The following is a 15,315-nucleotide window of genomic DNA, read 5'->3' as shown; positions in this document are numbered from 1 at the left end:
TGCCGAACAGATCAATCGCTCCGCCTCCCCTCTTTATTCCAAACCGGCAGCGCATACCGCATCCGCCGCTTCCCCGACAACCACCGCAAAAATGGCGCCTTTATTCATAATACAGGCCTGCTTCAGCTTCGCTGCTTCTTCCGGAAAATAATTGGCATTCTGCTGCTGCATCGCTTCCAAACTCGATTCAATTACCTTTTTGGCCTGATCAGGATGAGCGACTTCAAACACAGCAATCTGGTCCGCGCGGGTATCCGACGCCATTTTCAGCTGTTGCTCCAAAACCTCACCCTGTTCAAAGAAATAAAATGCGTCAATCTGATCTGCTTCCACATCAACCAACGTCTGCTCAGGATCCGCTTTCTGACTCAGCTGATTCATCACTTCCGCCACGCTGCGGCTGCGGTTGTCCGCGGCCGGGCTCTGACAGCCTGTCATCATGAGCGCTGCTGCGATCAGGACACTCCATTTTTTCATGATTTTCCCTATCCTCCACATGTGTTTTCATATACTCTTTATAAATCGCAAAGCCTGCCGTATTTAAATGCACGCCGTCATCCGTCAATTCCGCCCGCAGCTCGTTGTTTTCGTCGATCAGCAGCGGGGACGGGTCGAGCAGATAGATCTGTTTTTCCTCAGCCAGCTCCTCAAAGATAACGTTGTATTCGTCAATCTTCTGCGGCGTCACGTCTTTCTCAGCGGCATATCCCTTGGCGCTGCAGGGATAAATCTTCTGTAACAGCAGCACCGCCTCCGGCTGCAGCTGGCGCAGATGATCGATCAGATCGCTTAACTTCTGCTTGAACACCGAGCTGTAATCCCAACCTAGTTCATTGTAGCCGACAATCAGCACCAACCGCTGAAATGATCTGGCTTGTAAAGCTTCCCATACGGTCTGTTTTTCTTTGCCTTCACCGATTACTTTTTTGATCTGCCATTGGTTGATCGACAAACCGATCGAAGCCAGAACCTCAGCCTGCGGAAAAACTTCGTAGTCATAAACTCCGACAGCCCGGGAATCCCCCAGAAACGCGGTCTGAGCAAAAAAGGCATCCGCAACCGGCGCCGTTTCCGCCAGAGGCTCACTGAAATCAAAATCTGGAATAGTTCTATAACAAAGACACCCGGAGGGCATCGTGTTTTCCTTAGTAATGACGGCTGAATCCGTTGGCTGCATTGCACAGCCAGCTAAACAGAACGACAGGAGCAAACCTAAACGCTTTTTCATATACTCACCTGCCTCTTCTATTTTACAACCTTTTAAGCGAAGTGCAATTGTCGAATGGTGAAAGAGTGATGAATTTGCTCGAACCCTTTCCGGAAATGTTTTCCTTATATTTTCTAGGGTGAAAAAAAGGATCTATTCAAACAGATCCTCGCTTTCACTTTCCGTATAATCCGGCAGCTCCGGCAGTTCGTTCAGACTGACCAGCTTAAAGCTGTCCATAAATTCTTCTGTGACTTCAAACAAAATCGGCCGGCCCGGTGCCTCGGAACGTCCCGCTTCTTTGATCAGACCCCGCGCCTGCAGCTTGCGCAGCATCATATCACAGCCGACGCCGCGGATTTCCTCGATTTCCACGCGCGTGATCGGCTGCTTATAGGCAATGATCGCCAGCGTTTCCAACGCGGATTGAGACAATGCGGTGTTTTTGGCATTGGCAAATAATTTTTGAGCATAAGGATGAATGGACGCTTTGGACACAAACTTAAACACGCCGCCGTAATCAACAACCTCAATCCCCCGCTGATCATCCGCATACACCCGCTGCAGATCTTCCAGAATCAGCTGCGCTTCACTTTCGCTGACATCCAACACTGCCGCACACTGCGCCAGGGTCAGTCCCTCATCGCCGACAATAAACAACAATCCTTCGACGATCGTCAACGCTTGATTTTCCATTGTTAAGACCCCTTTCTAAACCAGATCGTATCCGCATCATCCACCGTAAAAAATAACTGATGGGTATGCGCCATATCCAAAATCGCCAGAAATGTGACGATCGTTTCATGAATTTCGTGGCAATCCTCCAATAACCGTTCAAAGCTGAACGTTTCCGGCAAATCCGCCAGCCGCGCTGTGATCTGCAGGATCCGGTCTTCCACTGAGATTTCCTTGGCGGTATATTTTGTTTCAATCGGCCGCAGCAGCTGCATCCGGCGCAGACATTTGGTCATCGCTTTGGCCAGCTCATACGGACTGCCCTCCACCGGCTGATTCTCATTGGACTTAATCCATTCCTCCGACTCCATCGAGATCGGCTTGCTCAGCTGCCGCTGTCGATCCAAATAGAGCTGCTTGAGCTGCTCGCTGATTTCCTTGAATTGCTGATACTCCAGCAAGCGGCGAACCAGGCGGTCCTTCGGATCTTCTTCATACGCATCGCTGAGTTCTGCTTCCTGTTTCGGCAATAGCTTTTTGCTTTTATATTCAATCAGCGTCGCCAGTTCGACAAGATATTCACTGCACACTTCCAAATGCATTTCTTCCATCTTATCCAGATATAGCAAATACTGTTCTGTCAGAACATGGATGTCCAGATCAAACAAATCCAATTCTTTTTCCTTGATCAGATGCAGCATCAGATCAAGCGGTCCCTCAAACTGATCGACAGCGACTGTAAACGACACAAAAAACCACCTCTTGTTTTTCATTATAACAAAAAGTGGCTTTCAGCACTAGATTTTATTTCTTATCCATCGTAAAGTTGCCGAGGAACAAACGCTTGAATTCTTTCCAGTTAAAGGGGATAAGCGGATAGAGATAGGGAAAGGGGCCAACCTGTGTTTGCAAAAGCAGAATCAGATGAGCCAGGATTCCGATCAAAAAGCCGTGATACCCACCGAATACCACCAAAACGATTAACGCCAGCCGGACAATCTTGTTAGCCATCGACAACTCATAGCCGGCCGTCACAAAATTGCCGATATTGACGATCGCGGTCATGATCAGAATTTCCTGCGTATAGGCACCATAGGCAATCGGCGCATCGCCGAGCACAAAGACCGCCACAATCCCCAACAGACTTGACAACATCAGCGGCGAATGAATCAGCGACAGACGAATCCATTCGATCAGAAGGTCGGCGATCAGAACCTGCACGCCAAAGGTAACCGGCCCGGGAATTTCCGGCAGCGGCAGATTCAGCCGGGTCGGATTCTGCTGCATCACCAAAACCATCCATAAGGGTAAAAGATAGATTGAACAGAAAACGCCGGCCAGCCGGATTGCCCGCATGACCAAGGAAATGACCGGGGTCTGGGTGTATTCTTCAATCTGCTTAGTCTGTTCAAAAAAGGTCGTCGGCAGAATCACCGCGGACGGACAGTTATCGACCAAAACAATGAGCGAGCCCTGAAGCAGATGAATCGCGGCAATGTCCGGCCGTTCGGTATAGCGGACATGCGGATAGGGATTCCACGTCTGGCCATACATCAGCTCGCACAGCTGGCGCTCGCTGGTCACCTCAGCGTTGAGCGGCAGATGATCGATACGGGACTTAAAGTCCTGCAGAATCGAGGGGTGAATTAGATCACTGATATACAGGACGAAGATATCGGTCTTTGTCCGGCTGCCCTTTTGATAGGCTTTCGTCACTAGCTTCGGATCCCGGATCCGCCGCCGAACCATGCCCAGATCCAGCATGATGTGTTCGATAAAGCCATCGCGTGCTCCGCGGATGCTCTTTTCTACCGTCGGCTCACTTGGCCCGCGGGTGGGATAAGCACGCGTATCCACAATAAACGCATACGCACTGCCTTCCAGAATGACTAAGGTCTGACCTTGCAGAATTTTATCGAGCGCTTCCTCCAGACTGCCCGCCTGGGTCACCGTCGCCGGAAAAAAAGCCAGATTGCCTTTATCAAAAACCAAGCTCTCAACGATCGGTTCAATCGAAGTCGTACCGGTGACCCCGCCGACAAACACCAACAGACACTGCCGGTTGTTGACGTTGACCGAACGGATAGTCAGATCAAAGCAATCCGTTTTCTGCCTTAACCAGTCAACATTTTTCCAGGCTTCCGCTGAAAACGGGGTTTTCTCACTCATAGCTTCGGTTTAAAGATCAACGCCGCCAAAAACGCAAAATAAATGGCGCTGGTAATTCCGGCTGCGGTTAAATCCAGCATCCCCAGCGGTATTCCCAATAACCCCTGCTCGGCGACGCCTTCCATCACTGAATGCATTAAGGAATGGCCAAAGCTGGTAATTGGCAGCAACGCGCCGGCATGACCGAATTCAATTAATTTGTCATAGAGATTAAAGAAGTCAAGAAAAGCTCCCAGCACCACAAACAGACTCGTGATGTGTCCAGGCGTCAGATTGGTATTGTCATAAATCAGCTGACCCGCCAGACAGATCAGTCCGCACACGACAAACGCGCCGAAGTATTCCATCATCATTCACCTACCGTTCCTTCATAAACCACTGCATGCGCTATGCAGGGAATGGATTCTTTCTGCTGCACGATGACGGTTGACAGCAGCGCACCGGTTGCGACAACCATGATCTTGTGCAGCGCTTTTGTCTTAAGCAGATCAAACAAATAAGCAATCGTCACAACGGCACTGCAGGCACAGCCGCTGCCGCCGGCGAAGACTTCCTGATGTTGGCGGTCATAAATCAAAAGGCCGCAGTCAATCAGCTTATCCTGAGGATCCATCCCCTTTTGCTTGAACAGATCAATTAACATCCTTCTTCCCACATCAGACAAGTCACCAGTCACGATCAAATCATAATCCTCAAAGCTTGTTCCGGTATTTTCAAAATGTCGGCAGATCGTGTCGAAGGCCGCTGGTGCCATGGCACTGCCCATATCATTGGGATTGGTAAACTGCCAGTCCAAAATTCTTCCCAATGTGACTTGCGTTAAGCGAATTGGTGTTTTTTCTTTTTGGAAGATCATCGCACCCGCGCCGGTTACAGTATAGGTTGTCGTATCCGGTTTCTGTACGCCGTATTCATTAGGATAGCGAAACTGCCGCTCCGCTGTCGCATTGTGCGAACTGGTCAAACCTAACACTCGCTCAGCATGACCGCTGTCAATCCACAGGGCGGCATTGGCAGCGATCAGTGTGGAATTGGAGCAGGCGCCGTACAGACCGATAAACGGAATAGCCAGATCGCGCGCGAAATAATGACTGGTTCCCAATTGGTTCAGCAGATCCCCGCCTAAGATCAGATCGAGATCGCTGGTTTTTAATCCCTGCGTCCGCAGGGCATGATCACAGGCTTCCGACATCAGCCGCCGTTCCGCCTGTTCATACGTTTTTTCCTCACAGTAAATATCATCAAACAGCTTGTCAATTTTATCTTTCAGTGGTCCCTGGGCTTCCATTGGTCCGGCTGCCGTTCCGCATCCGCCTACGAAGACAGATTGAAAATGCAGCGTCTTCATAACAGCGACACCACCCAACGCAATAACCCCAGCGTATACGCCGCGGCAATGCCGTAGGTTAAAACTGAACCTGCCAGTTTAAACATGGTACTGCCGATTCCATAGATCGGACCTTCACTGCGGCCTTCCATCGCGCAGGCTGTCAATGAATTCGCGAAGCCGGAAATGGGAATAAACAGTCCGGCTCCGCATTTCTGAACCAGCTTATCGTAAATACCCAAACCGGTTAAAAGCGCGGTGACAAAAACAATGGTAATCGTCATCGGCCCTACTGCGGCTTTGGCATCCAATCCTAAGAGCTGTTGATACATCGTCAGCAGGCCTTGGCCGATGATCCCCATCACCCCGCCGCTGACAAACGCCCATACGGCTTTGCCCAGTGTGCCTTTTTTCGGTGCAATCCGTTTGGACGTTTCTTTATAGCCTTGTGTACTCATCAAGATTCCTCCTGTCTATCCGCTAGTATGGACAGGATTTTCGCTGACAAACCTCCGGTTGAAAAAAACACCGGTCAACGACAAGCTTTTTAAGAATCTTATATACTTCATATCAGCCGATGAACGACGGGTATTTCCTGTTCTGTTTCCATAACCAAGATGCAAGCATCCCTTTGAAAGCGTAAACCCGCGGAGTCCCTTACAGTTTTTTGTGAGGTGTGGATTCCTGCAGCGCTTCCAGTGAATTAAACACGGCTTTTAAACGGAGCGCTTTTGGATCTCTGAATAAAACCCTTATCTTTCCAGCCCGCTCCATTAGCCCACTTTTTCTCTGCTTCGCTTACACAAAAAAAAGGAGCGTCTGCTCCTTATGCGTCCTCGGTCAATTTACATTTCAGCTTATTCAGAATTTTCTTTTCCAGACGGGATACCTGAACCTGGGAGATTCCCATTTTTTTAGCGATGGCTTCCTGATTATATTCCAGTTCATAACGCAGGTAAATCAGATACTGTTCACGTTGTTCCAAGTGTCCGATCTCCTTTTTTAACGCCAGCTTCATCGGCACATCCTCGCCATGACGATCTTCCACCTTATCCTCCAGCTTGATCGTCGATCCATCTTTTTGATAGAAGGCTTCATCCATGGAAGCCAGAAACTGATTGGCTTCCATCGCCAGCATGACGTCATTTTCCTCTACCCCTAAATCCTCGCCAATTTCCCGATAGGTTGGCTCCCGCTGCAGTTTTTGAGCGAGATGTTCGCGGCTTTTCTGAACCTGCAGATAACGTTCTTTCAGGGAGCGGGATATCTTCATCTGCCCTTCATCACGAAAATAGCGCTTGATTTCACCAAGAATAATTGGTACGGCATAGGTTGAAAACATGACATTGTAGCTCGTATCAAAATTGTTGATCGCCTTCATTAACCCCAGACATCCGATCTGAAATAAATCCTGAGCTGAGGAATGTGTTTTAAAGCGATTGACGATCGACCAGACCAGTCCGACGTTGCGCAGCACACACTGTTCTCTGGCCTGTTCGTCGCCCTGCTGGGCTAGATGCAGAAGATCGAAGAATTCCTGCTGATCATTCATGAAACTGGAGCTGCTTGACAAGCCGGACGGTTGTTCCCTGGTTAGGATGGGACTGAATCTCAAATTCATCAGAAAAACTTTCCATGATCGTCATGCCCATTCCTGACCGTTCCAGATCTGCCCGCGTTGTGTATAATGGCTGGCGGGCCAGCGTGATGTCCTCAATACCGATCCCCGTATCCTGGACTTCAATAGTGACCCGATGGGTTTCATCATACGCTACGCTGATGCGAACCTGCCCCTCCTCGCAGCCCTGGTATCCATGGATCATGCAGTTCACCACCGCTTCCGCCAAAATCGTCTTGATCTCCATAATCTCATCGACAGTGGGATTCAGCGGCATCAAAAAAGCGACAGCGCTGGTTCGGGCAAACGCCTCATTTTCCAGCTTGGCGTCAAAGCTTAATGTCATCCGGTTCATACATGTACCTCTTTTCTATCGTTCTCCTTTTCCACCCGCATGATCTGGAAAATTCCTGACAACGCAAACAGCCTGCGGATAGCGGGGGAGATATTCTTTAAGATCAGCTCGCCCCGATAGCCTTGGACCTGATTGTAGCGGGCTAATAAAAAACCAATACCGGTGCTGTCGATAAAGGTCACGTCCTTGAAATCAAATTTCACTATGGGTGCCTGGACCCGATCTATTTCACGGATTACGTCAGCCTTGATCTTAAGAATTGACAGATTGTCCAGCTCTCCGCTGAAAGCAAAGATCAAAGCCTTGTCCTGATGAATGCACTTCATACTGCATCCTCCTTTCACATTTATTGTAAAGGAAGCCCTTTCGGTTGTGGAAATATCCGCTAAAACAAGTGTTTATCCGACATTCTTTTCATTCCGAACAGACTTTGGGTTAAGCTTTTTTCACAACAAAAACCGCAGTGAAAAGCTGCGGTTTTCTTCCTTTTATTTTGCTTTTTTTAAGGGTAATCCCGGATTTCTACGGTTGTCAAAAATTGTCAGAACAGCACCTTTTTCCAGGTTTTTAAGAGAATATCAATGAAATCCAGCGGCAGTATGGCTTCTTCCGCCACTAAATCCTGGCCGATCTGCGACCCATCCTCAAAGTGAAGGATGATTCGGCCGACGGTTTCTCCCGCCTGAATCGGCGCCTTTTTCTTATCCAGCACAATCTCGGTATTGACCAAAGCAGACTGAGATCCTTTGGCAACAATGTGTCCGATGGCTTCCTTGGTGACTAACTGAACTTCATCCGGCTTGCCGTTATCCACTTGAATCGTCGTGACCGGCGTGCCCTTTTCCATTTCGATCTGATAGCCATACGTACTGAAGCCATAGTCCAACAGTGCCGACGCTTCACTGTTGCGGACATCGCGGGTCGGCTCGCCCATCGCCACACCGATTAAGCGCAGGCCCTCGCGCTGGGCGGTTACGGTGATGCAGTACATGGATTGAGTTGTATAGCCGGTTTTCAAGCCGTCCATTCCTTGATAGGTGCGGATCAGCTTGTTCGTATTGACAAGCCAGAACTTATTTTCGGTATCCGCGCGAATATAGTCGTCATAGGTTGAAGTAAAACGCAGAATATCATCCTGTCCTTCCTGGATCAGAGCCCGGCCGATCGCCGCCATATCCTTTGCGCAGGAGTAATGATTGTCATCATGCAGTCCCGTCGCGTTGACAAAATGGGTCTGTTCCAGTCCCAGCTGCTCGGCTTTTTCATTCATCATCGCGGCAAAATTTTCTTCGCTGCCGCCAACCTTTTCCGCCAAGGCAACAATCGCGTCATTGGCGCTGGCCACGGTGGATGCTTTATACAGGTCTTCGACCGTCATCACCTCGCCGGTCTCCAAAAAGATCTGCGAGCCGCCCATTGAAGAAGCATGGGCCGAGGCCGTGACTTCGGTATCCCAGCTTAGTTTCCCGCTGTGAATCGCTTCCACGACCAGCAGAAGACTCATCATCTTGGTCATCGAAGCCGGATACAGCTTGGCGGAGGAATTCTTTTCATACAAAATTTGTCCCGTTTCATAATCGATCAGGATCGCCGCTTTCGCCGACGGCGTAAGATCGACGCCCTGCGAGGTCGTCGCGTGGACGGAAACAAGAAATAAGGACAGTGCAATCACGATGCTGGCAAGTTTTTTCATATCGACACCTCATTAACAGTGTATGGAGAACAGGCCAAAATATGAAAAAAGGCAGATTGTTTTTCTGCCTGATTCCCAAAATTTTAATTTTCTGCTTCGGGTTTGCACCAACGGTCCATCCAGGCTGTGATTTCCTGTATCCGCCGCACCCGGTGTGATGGCTTGCCAATCCGGCTCAGGCCATGGCTTTCACCCTTGAACAGACACATGCGGGCTTCGACGCCATGGTGAACAAGGGCGTTATACATCTGCATGCCTTCCTGCACAAGACAGCGGTAGTCCTCAAACGAATGGATGAACAGCGTCGGCGTTTTCGCCTTGTCGGCATACTGCAGCGGAGATTGATCCCACACCTTCTGCACGTCGCTCCAGGGATCCGCTCCCATCTGATCGTTGTCAAAGGTAAATCCGATATCCGCGTAACAGATTAAGGATACCCAGTTGGCGATGCTGCGCTGGCTGGCCGCAGCGGCGAAACGATCAGTATGACCGATCATCCAGTTCGTCATATAGCCGCCGTAACTGCCGCCGGTGACGCCGATCCGCTTCGCGTCAATCGCCGGAAACTTTGCCAAAACGGCATCCGTGAAGTTCATCAAATCGTCGTAGTCAATCGTACCGTACAGTCCGCGCAGTTCCGCGAAAGCATTGCCCTTGCCGTTGGAACCGCGCGGATTGCAGAACAGGACAAAATAGCCCTGACTGGCCCAATACTGCATTTCGTGAAAGAACACCGTGCCATAGGCAGCTTTCGGACCACCGTGGATATTGAGAATAGCCGGATACTTCTGGTTCGGATCGTAATCCATCGGCTTCAGAACCCAGCCGTCCACCTGAAAATCCCCTGCCGGAATCCGCAGAGCTTCCGGTTGGGCTACATAACAATCCTTCAGCACAGACGAATTAAAGGCTGTAACCTGGCGATTCTGTTTTGTTTTCAAATCAAAGCAAAAGACTTCCGGCAGATTCTGATGTTCCATGGCAATCATCCACAGCTTGTCCTCATCCGCTGCCATCGCCTGAATCGAACCGTCAATCTGAACGAGGGACTGCCAAGTTCCGTCTGCTTTCAGACATTGGATTTCATCTGTATGGCCTAATGTATGCACGCTGAGAAAGCCCAGGGAATGCTGCTGCGACTGCTTTCCTGAACCATATTGACAATCGCTGCCGACTGCGCTGCCCAGACTTTCTTCATTTTCACAGATCAGCTCAAGCTGTCCTGTCTGCTGGTCAAGCCGATAAAAATAAGGATTTTCAACGGCGCCGTAACGTTTCTGATCACTCATCGCCACAAGCATCTGATCGTCTGAGAGCCATTGCATCTCCGCGATGGCAAACTGTCCCGGCGAAAGCAAACACTGCATTATTTGACTGTCCAAATCAATTCCATACAGCCCTTCCTTCGGTTGGCGGACGGCAACAAACGGCGCTCCGGAAACCAACAGTTCTTTGCGATTGGGACTGAGCAGTGCATGGGAAGCATGAAACTGCGGATCGCACAGCGGAATGAGACGATCCTGATCTTCCTGATACAGAAAGAGGCGTCGGCGCAGACCGTTGGTATAGCCGGCGCCATCCTGATAATACGGCTGCTCGCTGACGATCTGATAATCCGCTTCAGCTTTTCGCTTTGCATGCACAGCTTCCCGCTGTTCCTCATTCATCCTCCAATAATCCGGGGCGGCTAAATCAATCTGCGCCGTCAGGACATACAGGCCGCGTTTCACAATCTGAATCTCCCGAACCCGAAGCGGCAGCGTAAATGCCGAAACCGCTTCTCCGCCGTCGGTGCGGATGCGGTAAAAGGTTGTCGTCTCCGCTTCCGGCTGAGGTTTCTCCCCACGGCTGGAAGCAAACAGCAAGGTTTGATCATCATCCCAAATAAACAGACTTTCATGCCCCTGGGTTAAGCATTTCGGCTGATCCTGATCCAGGATATACAGCAGGCTTACATAAGCATCATCATGGATCTTCGTCCCAACCCAGGCCGGCTGACCTGCAGGTGAAAGCGCGATTGCAGAAAGAAACTGCACACGCTGAAAATGATCTATTGTAATTTTATGCATCCGCGTTCTCCTTGAGATAATGATCGAACCAATCCGTCATCTCCTGAATCCGGCGAATCCGATGATGGCGTTTGCCAATCCGGCTTAAGCCATGGCTTTCCCCTTTGAACAAACACATCCGTGCCGGTACGCCGTGATGCACAATCGCATTATACATCTGCATGCCTTCCTGAATCGGGCAGCTGTAATCTTCAAACGAATGAATGAAGACCGTCGGTGTTTTAACTTTGTCGGCAAACTGCAGCGGCGACTGATCCCAGATTTTTAACATGTCCTTCCATGGATCGGCATCCATTTGATCCGTGTCAAAGGTAAAGCCGCAGTCATCGGTTCCGATCATCGACACCCAGTTGGCAATGCTGCGCTGACTGGCCGCCGCGGCAAAGCGGTCGGTATGACCGATAATCCAGTTGGTCATGTAGCCGCCGTAACTGCCGCCGGTCACCCCGATCCGATGGCAGTCGATCTGCGGCACCCGTTCCAACACCGCATCGGTGAAGGCCATCAGATCCTCATAATCGATCTGACCATACCGTCCGCGCAGATCGGCAAAAGTATCGCCCTTGCCGTCCGATCCGGTCGGATTGCAGAAGAAGACGAGATATCCGCGGGCAGCCCAATATTGCATCTCATGGAAGAACACTTCGCCATAGGCTGTTTTCGGTCCGCCATGGATATCCAGAATTGCCGGATAACGGCGTGTTTGATCAAAATCAACCGGCTTTAAAATCCAGCCATCCAGCGCATAGCCATTGCGGTCCAGCACAAAATGTTCCGGCTTGGCCACTTCGGTTTCCGCCATTAACGCATCATGAAAATGCGTCAGTGGGTGAAAGGAATTCGATGGTGCATCCCAACAATACAGCTCCTGCAAATTCTGGTCTTTTAAGCCGATCAGCCACAGCTGATCGCCCACCTTTTCAATCGCCTGCACCGCTCCCGGCCAGCGCAGAACCTCAGCACAGCCGGCTTCACTGATGCTTAGAATTTCATCCGCATACCGATCGGTATGCACAGCCAGAATTGCCTCTTCCGCAAACAAAACCTGCCGGCCTGAGCCGTATATGACATCCGTCATCACCGCACTGGATCCGATATGCTCTTGGGTATCAAGCAGGCAAGAACGTTGGCCGGTCTGCAAATCAAGCTGATAAAGCTTCGGATTTCCCGTTGTGCCAAACGTTTTATTTTCAGAAGCGAAGAAGACAGCCTTTCCCTGACGCCAGCCGATCTGACGGATTCGCAGCTGTCCCTGCGGAATCAGACAGCGGCGCCGGCGGCTTTCAAGATCCAGACAAACTAAGCCATCCTGTTCTCCCCGCACAACGTCAAACTGCTTGACACTCATCAAAACCTGACCCGCAGCGCAGGTAAACTGACTGACCGATTCGAGCGGTTCGCTCAGAGCTTCAATCTTTCCATCGAATAAATTAACCAAAAACAGCCGGCTGCGCGTACCCTCGATAAAACCGCTGCCATCCAGCACAAACGGCGATTCTGCAACAACCTGATAGTCTTCCTCCGCTTTGCGCTGCGCCATGACCGATTCCCGTTCCTTTTCACTGAGCAGAGCGAAATCCGGACAATCCTTGCGGATCTGCGCAGTCACAAGAAGCTGATCATCCTGCAGTTTTTCCATCTGTTCAATCGCCAGCGGCAGACTAATTACAAACTGCGCTTCCCCGCCATTTGTTTTCATCCGATACAGGTCGGTCTGTTCACCATAAGGGGAAGCTTCTTTCTGCCCGGGACGATGATATGCTGAGAACAACAACGTTTGGCTGTCTTCCCAGACATAATCAATTACGCCTTCACTGCTCAAACGCCGATTCTTTTTCCCATCATGAAGAAACAAACTTTTCGCATAGCCCTTATCCCGGCACTGGCATTCCAGATAGGCAGCGCACGACCCATCCGGAGCGGCTTTCAAGTTGGATAAAAAATGCGCCTGATCAAAAAAATCAATCGTTACTTTCTTCATCATTTAATTCTCCTCTTTCTTACAGAACTGATTCATCCAATCGGTTATCTCCTGCAGCCGGCGAATCCGATGCAGCGGTTTGCCGCCGCGGCTCAGGCCGTGACTCTCCCCTTTAAACAGGCACATCCGCGCTTGGACGCCATGATGGACAAGCGCATTATACATCTGCATGCCTTCCTGAATCGGACAGCGGTAATCTTCAAAGGAATGGATAAACAACGTCGGCGTAACGCAATGATTCGCCGCTTTTAACGGGGATTGATCCCAGATTTTATTCACATCACTCCACGGCGTTGCATCCATCTGATCATTACCGAATGAAAAACCGATATCCGACACCATGTTCTCAGAAACCCAGTTAGAAATCGAACGTTGCGATGCTGCACAGACAAAACGGTCGGTATGGCCGATGATCCAGTTGGTCATATAACCGCCGTAACTGCCGCCGGTGACGCCGATCCGGTTCGGATCAATCTGCGGATAAGCCTTAAGCACCGCATCGGTAAACTGCATGAAATCGTCAAAGTCAATCGTGCCAAATTTACCGCGCAGATCCGCAAAGGCATCACCGCGGCCATCCGAACCATGCACGTTGCAGAAAAAGACAAAATAACCCTCATTCGCCCACAGCTGCATTTCATGATAGAAAATGGGGCCATAGGCAGCGCGCGGACCGCCATGAATATCCAGAATTGCCGGATAGGTCTTTGATGGATCATAATCCTTCGGTTTCAGCACCCAGCCCCATAACCGATCCGGAGTTTCGGCATAATCCAACCGCTCAGGCAAGGCTACGTAATGATCCTGCAGCGTCGCCTGATTGAAATGCGAGCACTGCACCAGCTCGCCGGTTTTCAGATCTGCCTGATAAATTTCCTGCAGCTGCATGTCTTTCATCGCAATCAAATAGGCGGTATCTCCCTGCAGATCAAAACCGAAGATCGCGCCGTCAAACGGCAAAACGATCCGGCGCTCACCCTGCTTGTCAAATTGAACCAGCGGCGTATGATCGGCATCGGTCATCACCGCATAGAAATCCTCGCCGGCCACCTTTCTTGTGGAACTGGCACCAAACGCGCAGTCTGTTCCGACGGCATTGCCGAAGGTAGCATCATTGTCATTCAGCAGCGTCTGCGCTTTCGTCTGCGGATCAATCAAAAACAGCTTCGGTGTTTCCCCGGCACCATAGCGAACACCGTCGCTCATCGCACACAGAATGCCGTTTTTGCGCCAATGCGCAAAACTGATCTGCATCTTCCCCGGTTCGATCAGGCAGCTCATTTTTTTGTCATTGAGATTGTAAACATACAGACCGTCTTTGACTTCCTTCACCGCCGCAAACTCCGCACCCCAGAAAACAACGCGGTTTGTGTCTGCGTCAAGATCGAAGCCGGACACCGCAAAGGTGGGCGCGGTCAGAAAATCAACAGTTTCCTTTATCGGATCATAAACAGCCAGTCGATTGCGCAGGCCGTTCGTAAATCCCGCTCCATCAAAATAATACGGCGACTCGCTGACAATCTGATAATCTTGTTCTTCTTTTTTCTTTTTTAACAGGGCTTTCTTTTCTTCCTCCGCCAATTCAGCCAGCCGGGAATACACCTGGTGATAGCGAATAATCAAAAGCAGTTTCCCATCACACATCTTCTTAAAACCGGTAACGGTATATGGAATCGTAAACGCCTTTTGTGCTTCACCCTGATGAATGTTCAGACGGTAAAAGACCGTGCGTTCCTCCCCTGCGGCCAATGCTTCCTTATCTTTTGAATCACGCAGGGAAACGAACAGCAGGGTCTGTTCATCCTCCCAGATATAATTGGATTCATTAAACGAGGTCAGCTGCCGTACGGTTTGATTTTCCAACAGCCACAGATGATTGTCATAACCGTTATTCGCATTGGCCTGCGTCATGACAAACGCTGCGGTTTCAGCTTGCGGACTGGCTTGTAGATTGGAACAAAAACGATATTCAGTGAATTGATCTAAACGGATTTTCTGCATTTCATTACCCCCAAAATATGGTATTAGTATATCATGTTTGTTTCTGATTTTCCGCTGGTTTTCATTTTTTCTTCATTTACTTTCAACTCTTTTCATTTTGTTACATTATGTTTTTTTCTTTGATGTCCTCTTTTTTGACTTCTCAGGCAAACCCCACAGTTCTTCCCAGCCGTATCCATTTCAGTTTAGCTTACGGCTTCATAACAAAAGAACCGCACGA

The 15,315-nt window shown here is 49.9% G+C and carries 15 protein-coding genes; all 15 read right to left on the bottom strand.

The features are described from left to right. Nucleotides 1-33: 33 nt before the first annotated feature. The gene (locus tag MCG46_RS09085; RefSeq protein WP_240279532.1) at nt 34-381 is read right to left on the bottom strand and encodes a DUF4358 domain-containing protein; all 348 of its coding nucleotides are present in this window, start codon (nt 379-381) and stop codon (nt 34-36) included. Further along, the gene (locus tag MCG46_RS09080) at nt 350-1,228 is read right to left on the bottom strand and encodes a GDSL-type esterase/lipase family protein (protein WP_240279530.1); all 879 of its coding nucleotides are present in this window, start codon (nt 1,226-1,228) and stop codon (nt 350-352) included. Before MCG46_RS09080 ends, MCG46_RS09085 begins: the two co-directional genes overlap by 32 nt. A 132-nt stretch (nt 1,229-1,360) precedes the next feature. Further along, nucleotides 1,361-1,903 (bottom strand): SMC-Scp complex subunit ScpB, encoded by a 543-nt coding sequence (scpB, locus tag MCG46_RS09075; protein ID WP_240279529.1) that lies wholly within the window; start codon nt 1,901-1,903, stop codon nt 1,361-1,363. Nucleotides 1,904-1,905: 2 nt separating this feature from the next. After that, nucleotides 1,906-2,631, bottom strand: a complete 726-nt coding sequence (locus MCG46_RS09070; RefSeq protein WP_240279528.1) for a segregation and condensation protein A — start codon at nt 2,629-2,631, stop codon at nt 1,906-1,908. Between the two features lie 55 nt (nt 2,632-2,686). Continuing rightward, the gene (locus MCG46_RS09065; protein ID WP_240279527.1) at nt 2,687-4,051 is read right to left on the bottom strand and encodes a spore germination protein; all 1,365 of its coding nucleotides are present in this window, start codon (nt 4,049-4,051) and stop codon (nt 2,687-2,689) included. Then, nucleotides 4,048-4,404, bottom strand: coding sequence for a stage V sporulation protein AE (gene spoVAE, locus MCG46_RS09060; protein WP_430622663.1), 357 nt, complete (start codon nt 4,402-4,404; stop codon nt 4,048-4,050). Before spoVAE ends, MCG46_RS09065 begins: the two co-directional genes overlap by 4 nt. Beyond that, nucleotides 4,401-5,399: a stage V sporulation protein AD gene (gene spoVAD, locus MCG46_RS09055; RefSeq protein ID WP_240279526.1), complete on the bottom strand. Its 999-nt coding sequence runs from the start codon at nt 5,397-5,399 to the stop codon at nt 4,401-4,403. Before spoVAD ends, spoVAE begins: the two co-directional genes overlap by 4 nt. Next, nucleotides 5,396-5,836 (bottom strand): SpoVA/SpoVAEb family sporulation membrane protein, encoded by a 441-nt coding sequence (locus tag MCG46_RS09050; RefSeq protein WP_240279525.1) that lies wholly within the window; start codon nt 5,834-5,836, stop codon nt 5,396-5,398. The genes spoVAD and MCG46_RS09050 overlap by 4 nt, the downstream gene beginning before the upstream one ends. 368 nt (nt 5,837-6,204) lie before the next feature. Further along, nucleotides 6,205-6,930 carry a SigB/SigF/SigG family RNA polymerase sigma factor gene (locus MCG46_RS09045; RefSeq protein WP_240279524.1) on the bottom strand — a complete coding sequence of 242 codons (726 nt, stop codon included), beginning with the start codon at nt 6,928-6,930 and terminating at the stop codon, nt 6,205-6,207. After that, on the bottom strand, nt 6,923-7,351 hold the full coding sequence (gene spoIIAB, locus MCG46_RS09040) for an anti-sigma F factor (protein ID WP_020223439.1): 429 nt from the start codon (nt 7,349-7,351) through the stop codon (nt 6,923-6,925). Before spoIIAB ends, MCG46_RS09045 begins: the two co-directional genes overlap by 8 nt. Further along, nucleotides 7,348-7,677: an anti-sigma factor antagonist gene (locus tag MCG46_RS09035; protein WP_240279523.1), complete on the bottom strand. Its 330-nt coding sequence runs from the start codon at nt 7,675-7,677 to the stop codon at nt 7,348-7,350. Before MCG46_RS09035 ends, spoIIAB begins: the two co-directional genes overlap by 4 nt. 215 nt (nt 7,678-7,892) lie before the next feature. Beyond that, the gene (locus MCG46_RS09030; protein ID WP_240279522.1) at nt 7,893-9,044 is read right to left on the bottom strand and encodes a D-alanyl-D-alanine carboxypeptidase family protein; all 1,152 of its coding nucleotides are present in this window, start codon (nt 9,042-9,044) and stop codon (nt 7,893-7,895) included. 83 nt (nt 9,045-9,127) lie between these two features. Continuing rightward, nucleotides 9,128-11,113, bottom strand: coding sequence for an alpha/beta hydrolase family protein (locus MCG46_RS09025; RefSeq protein WP_240279521.1), 1,986 nt, complete (start codon nt 11,111-11,113; stop codon nt 9,128-9,130). Further along, nucleotides 11,106-13,097, bottom strand: coding sequence for an alpha/beta hydrolase family protein (locus tag MCG46_RS09020; protein WP_240279520.1), 1,992 nt, complete (start codon nt 13,095-13,097; stop codon nt 11,106-11,108). Before MCG46_RS09020 ends, MCG46_RS09025 begins: the two co-directional genes overlap by 8 nt. Beyond that, nucleotides 13,098-15,095, bottom strand: a complete 1,998-nt coding sequence (locus MCG46_RS09015; RefSeq protein ID WP_240279519.1) for an alpha/beta hydrolase family protein — start codon at nt 15,093-15,095, stop codon at nt 13,098-13,100. Between the last annotated feature and the right edge of the window lie 220 nt (nt 15,096-15,315).

The organism is Holdemania massiliensis (assembly GCF_022440805.1).
Classification (GTDB): Bacteria; Bacillota_I; Bacilli_A; order Erysipelotrichales; family Erysipelotrichaceae; genus Holdemania; species Holdemania massiliensis_A.
Note: the sequence above shows the minus strand (reverse complement) of the source record. Positions and strands in the feature narration are given on the sequence as shown.

What these genes read in the sequence shown, in the direction of transcription:
- MCG46_RS09085 (WP_240279532.1), bottom strand. Translation starts at nt 381, where the DNA reads ATGAATCAGCTGAGTCAGAAAGCGGATCCTGAGCAGACGTTGGTTGAT.
- MCG46_RS09080 (WP_240279530.1), bottom strand. Translation starts at nt 1,228, where the DNA reads ATGAAAAAGCGTTTAGGTTTGCTCCTGTCGTTCTGTTTAGCTGGCTGT.
- scpB (WP_240279529.1), bottom strand. Translation starts at nt 1,903, where the DNA reads ATGGAAAATCAAGCGTTGACGATCGTCGAAGGATTGTTGTTTATTGTC.
- MCG46_RS09065 (WP_240279527.1), bottom strand. Translation starts at nt 4,051, where the DNA reads ATGAGTGAGAAAACCCCGTTTTCAGCGGAAGCCTGGAAAAATGTTGAC.
- spoVAE (WP_430622663.1), bottom strand. Translation starts at nt 4,404, where the DNA reads ATGATGATGGAATACTTCGGCGCGTTTGTCGTGTGCGGACTGATCTGT.
- spoVAD (WP_240279526.1), bottom strand. Translation starts at nt 5,399, where the DNA reads ATGAAGACGCTGCATTTTCAATCTGTCTTCGTAGGCGGATGCGGAACG.
- MCG46_RS09050 (WP_240279525.1), bottom strand. Translation starts at nt 5,836, where the DNA reads ATGAGTACACAAGGCTATAAAGAAACGTCCAAACGGATTGCACCGAAA.
- MCG46_RS09045 (WP_240279524.1), bottom strand. Translation starts at nt 6,930, where the DNA reads ATGAATGATCAGCAGGAATTCTTCGATCTTCTGCATCTAGCCCAGCAG.
- spoIIAB (WP_020223439.1), bottom strand. Translation starts at nt 7,351, where the DNA reads ATGAACCGGATGACATTAAGCTTTGACGCCAAGCTGGAAAATGAGGCG.
- MCG46_RS09035 (WP_240279523.1), bottom strand. Translation starts at nt 7,677, where the DNA reads ATGAAGTGCATTCATCAGGACAAGGCTTTGATCTTTGCTTTCAGCGGA.
- MCG46_RS09030 (WP_240279522.1), bottom strand. Translation starts at nt 9,044, where the DNA reads ATGAAAAAACTTGCCAGCATCGTGATTGCACTGTCCTTATTTCTTGTT.
- MCG46_RS09025 (WP_240279521.1), bottom strand. Translation starts at nt 11,113, where the DNA reads ATGCATAAAATTACAATAGATCATTTTCAGCGTGTGCAGTTTCTTTCT.
- MCG46_RS09020 (WP_240279520.1), bottom strand. Translation starts at nt 13,097, where the DNA reads ATGATGAAGAAAGTAACGATTGATTTTTTTGATCAGGCGCATTTTTTA.
- MCG46_RS09015 (WP_240279519.1), bottom strand. Translation starts at nt 15,095, where the DNA reads ATGCAGAAAATCCGTTTAGATCAATTCACTGAATATCGTTTTTGTTCC.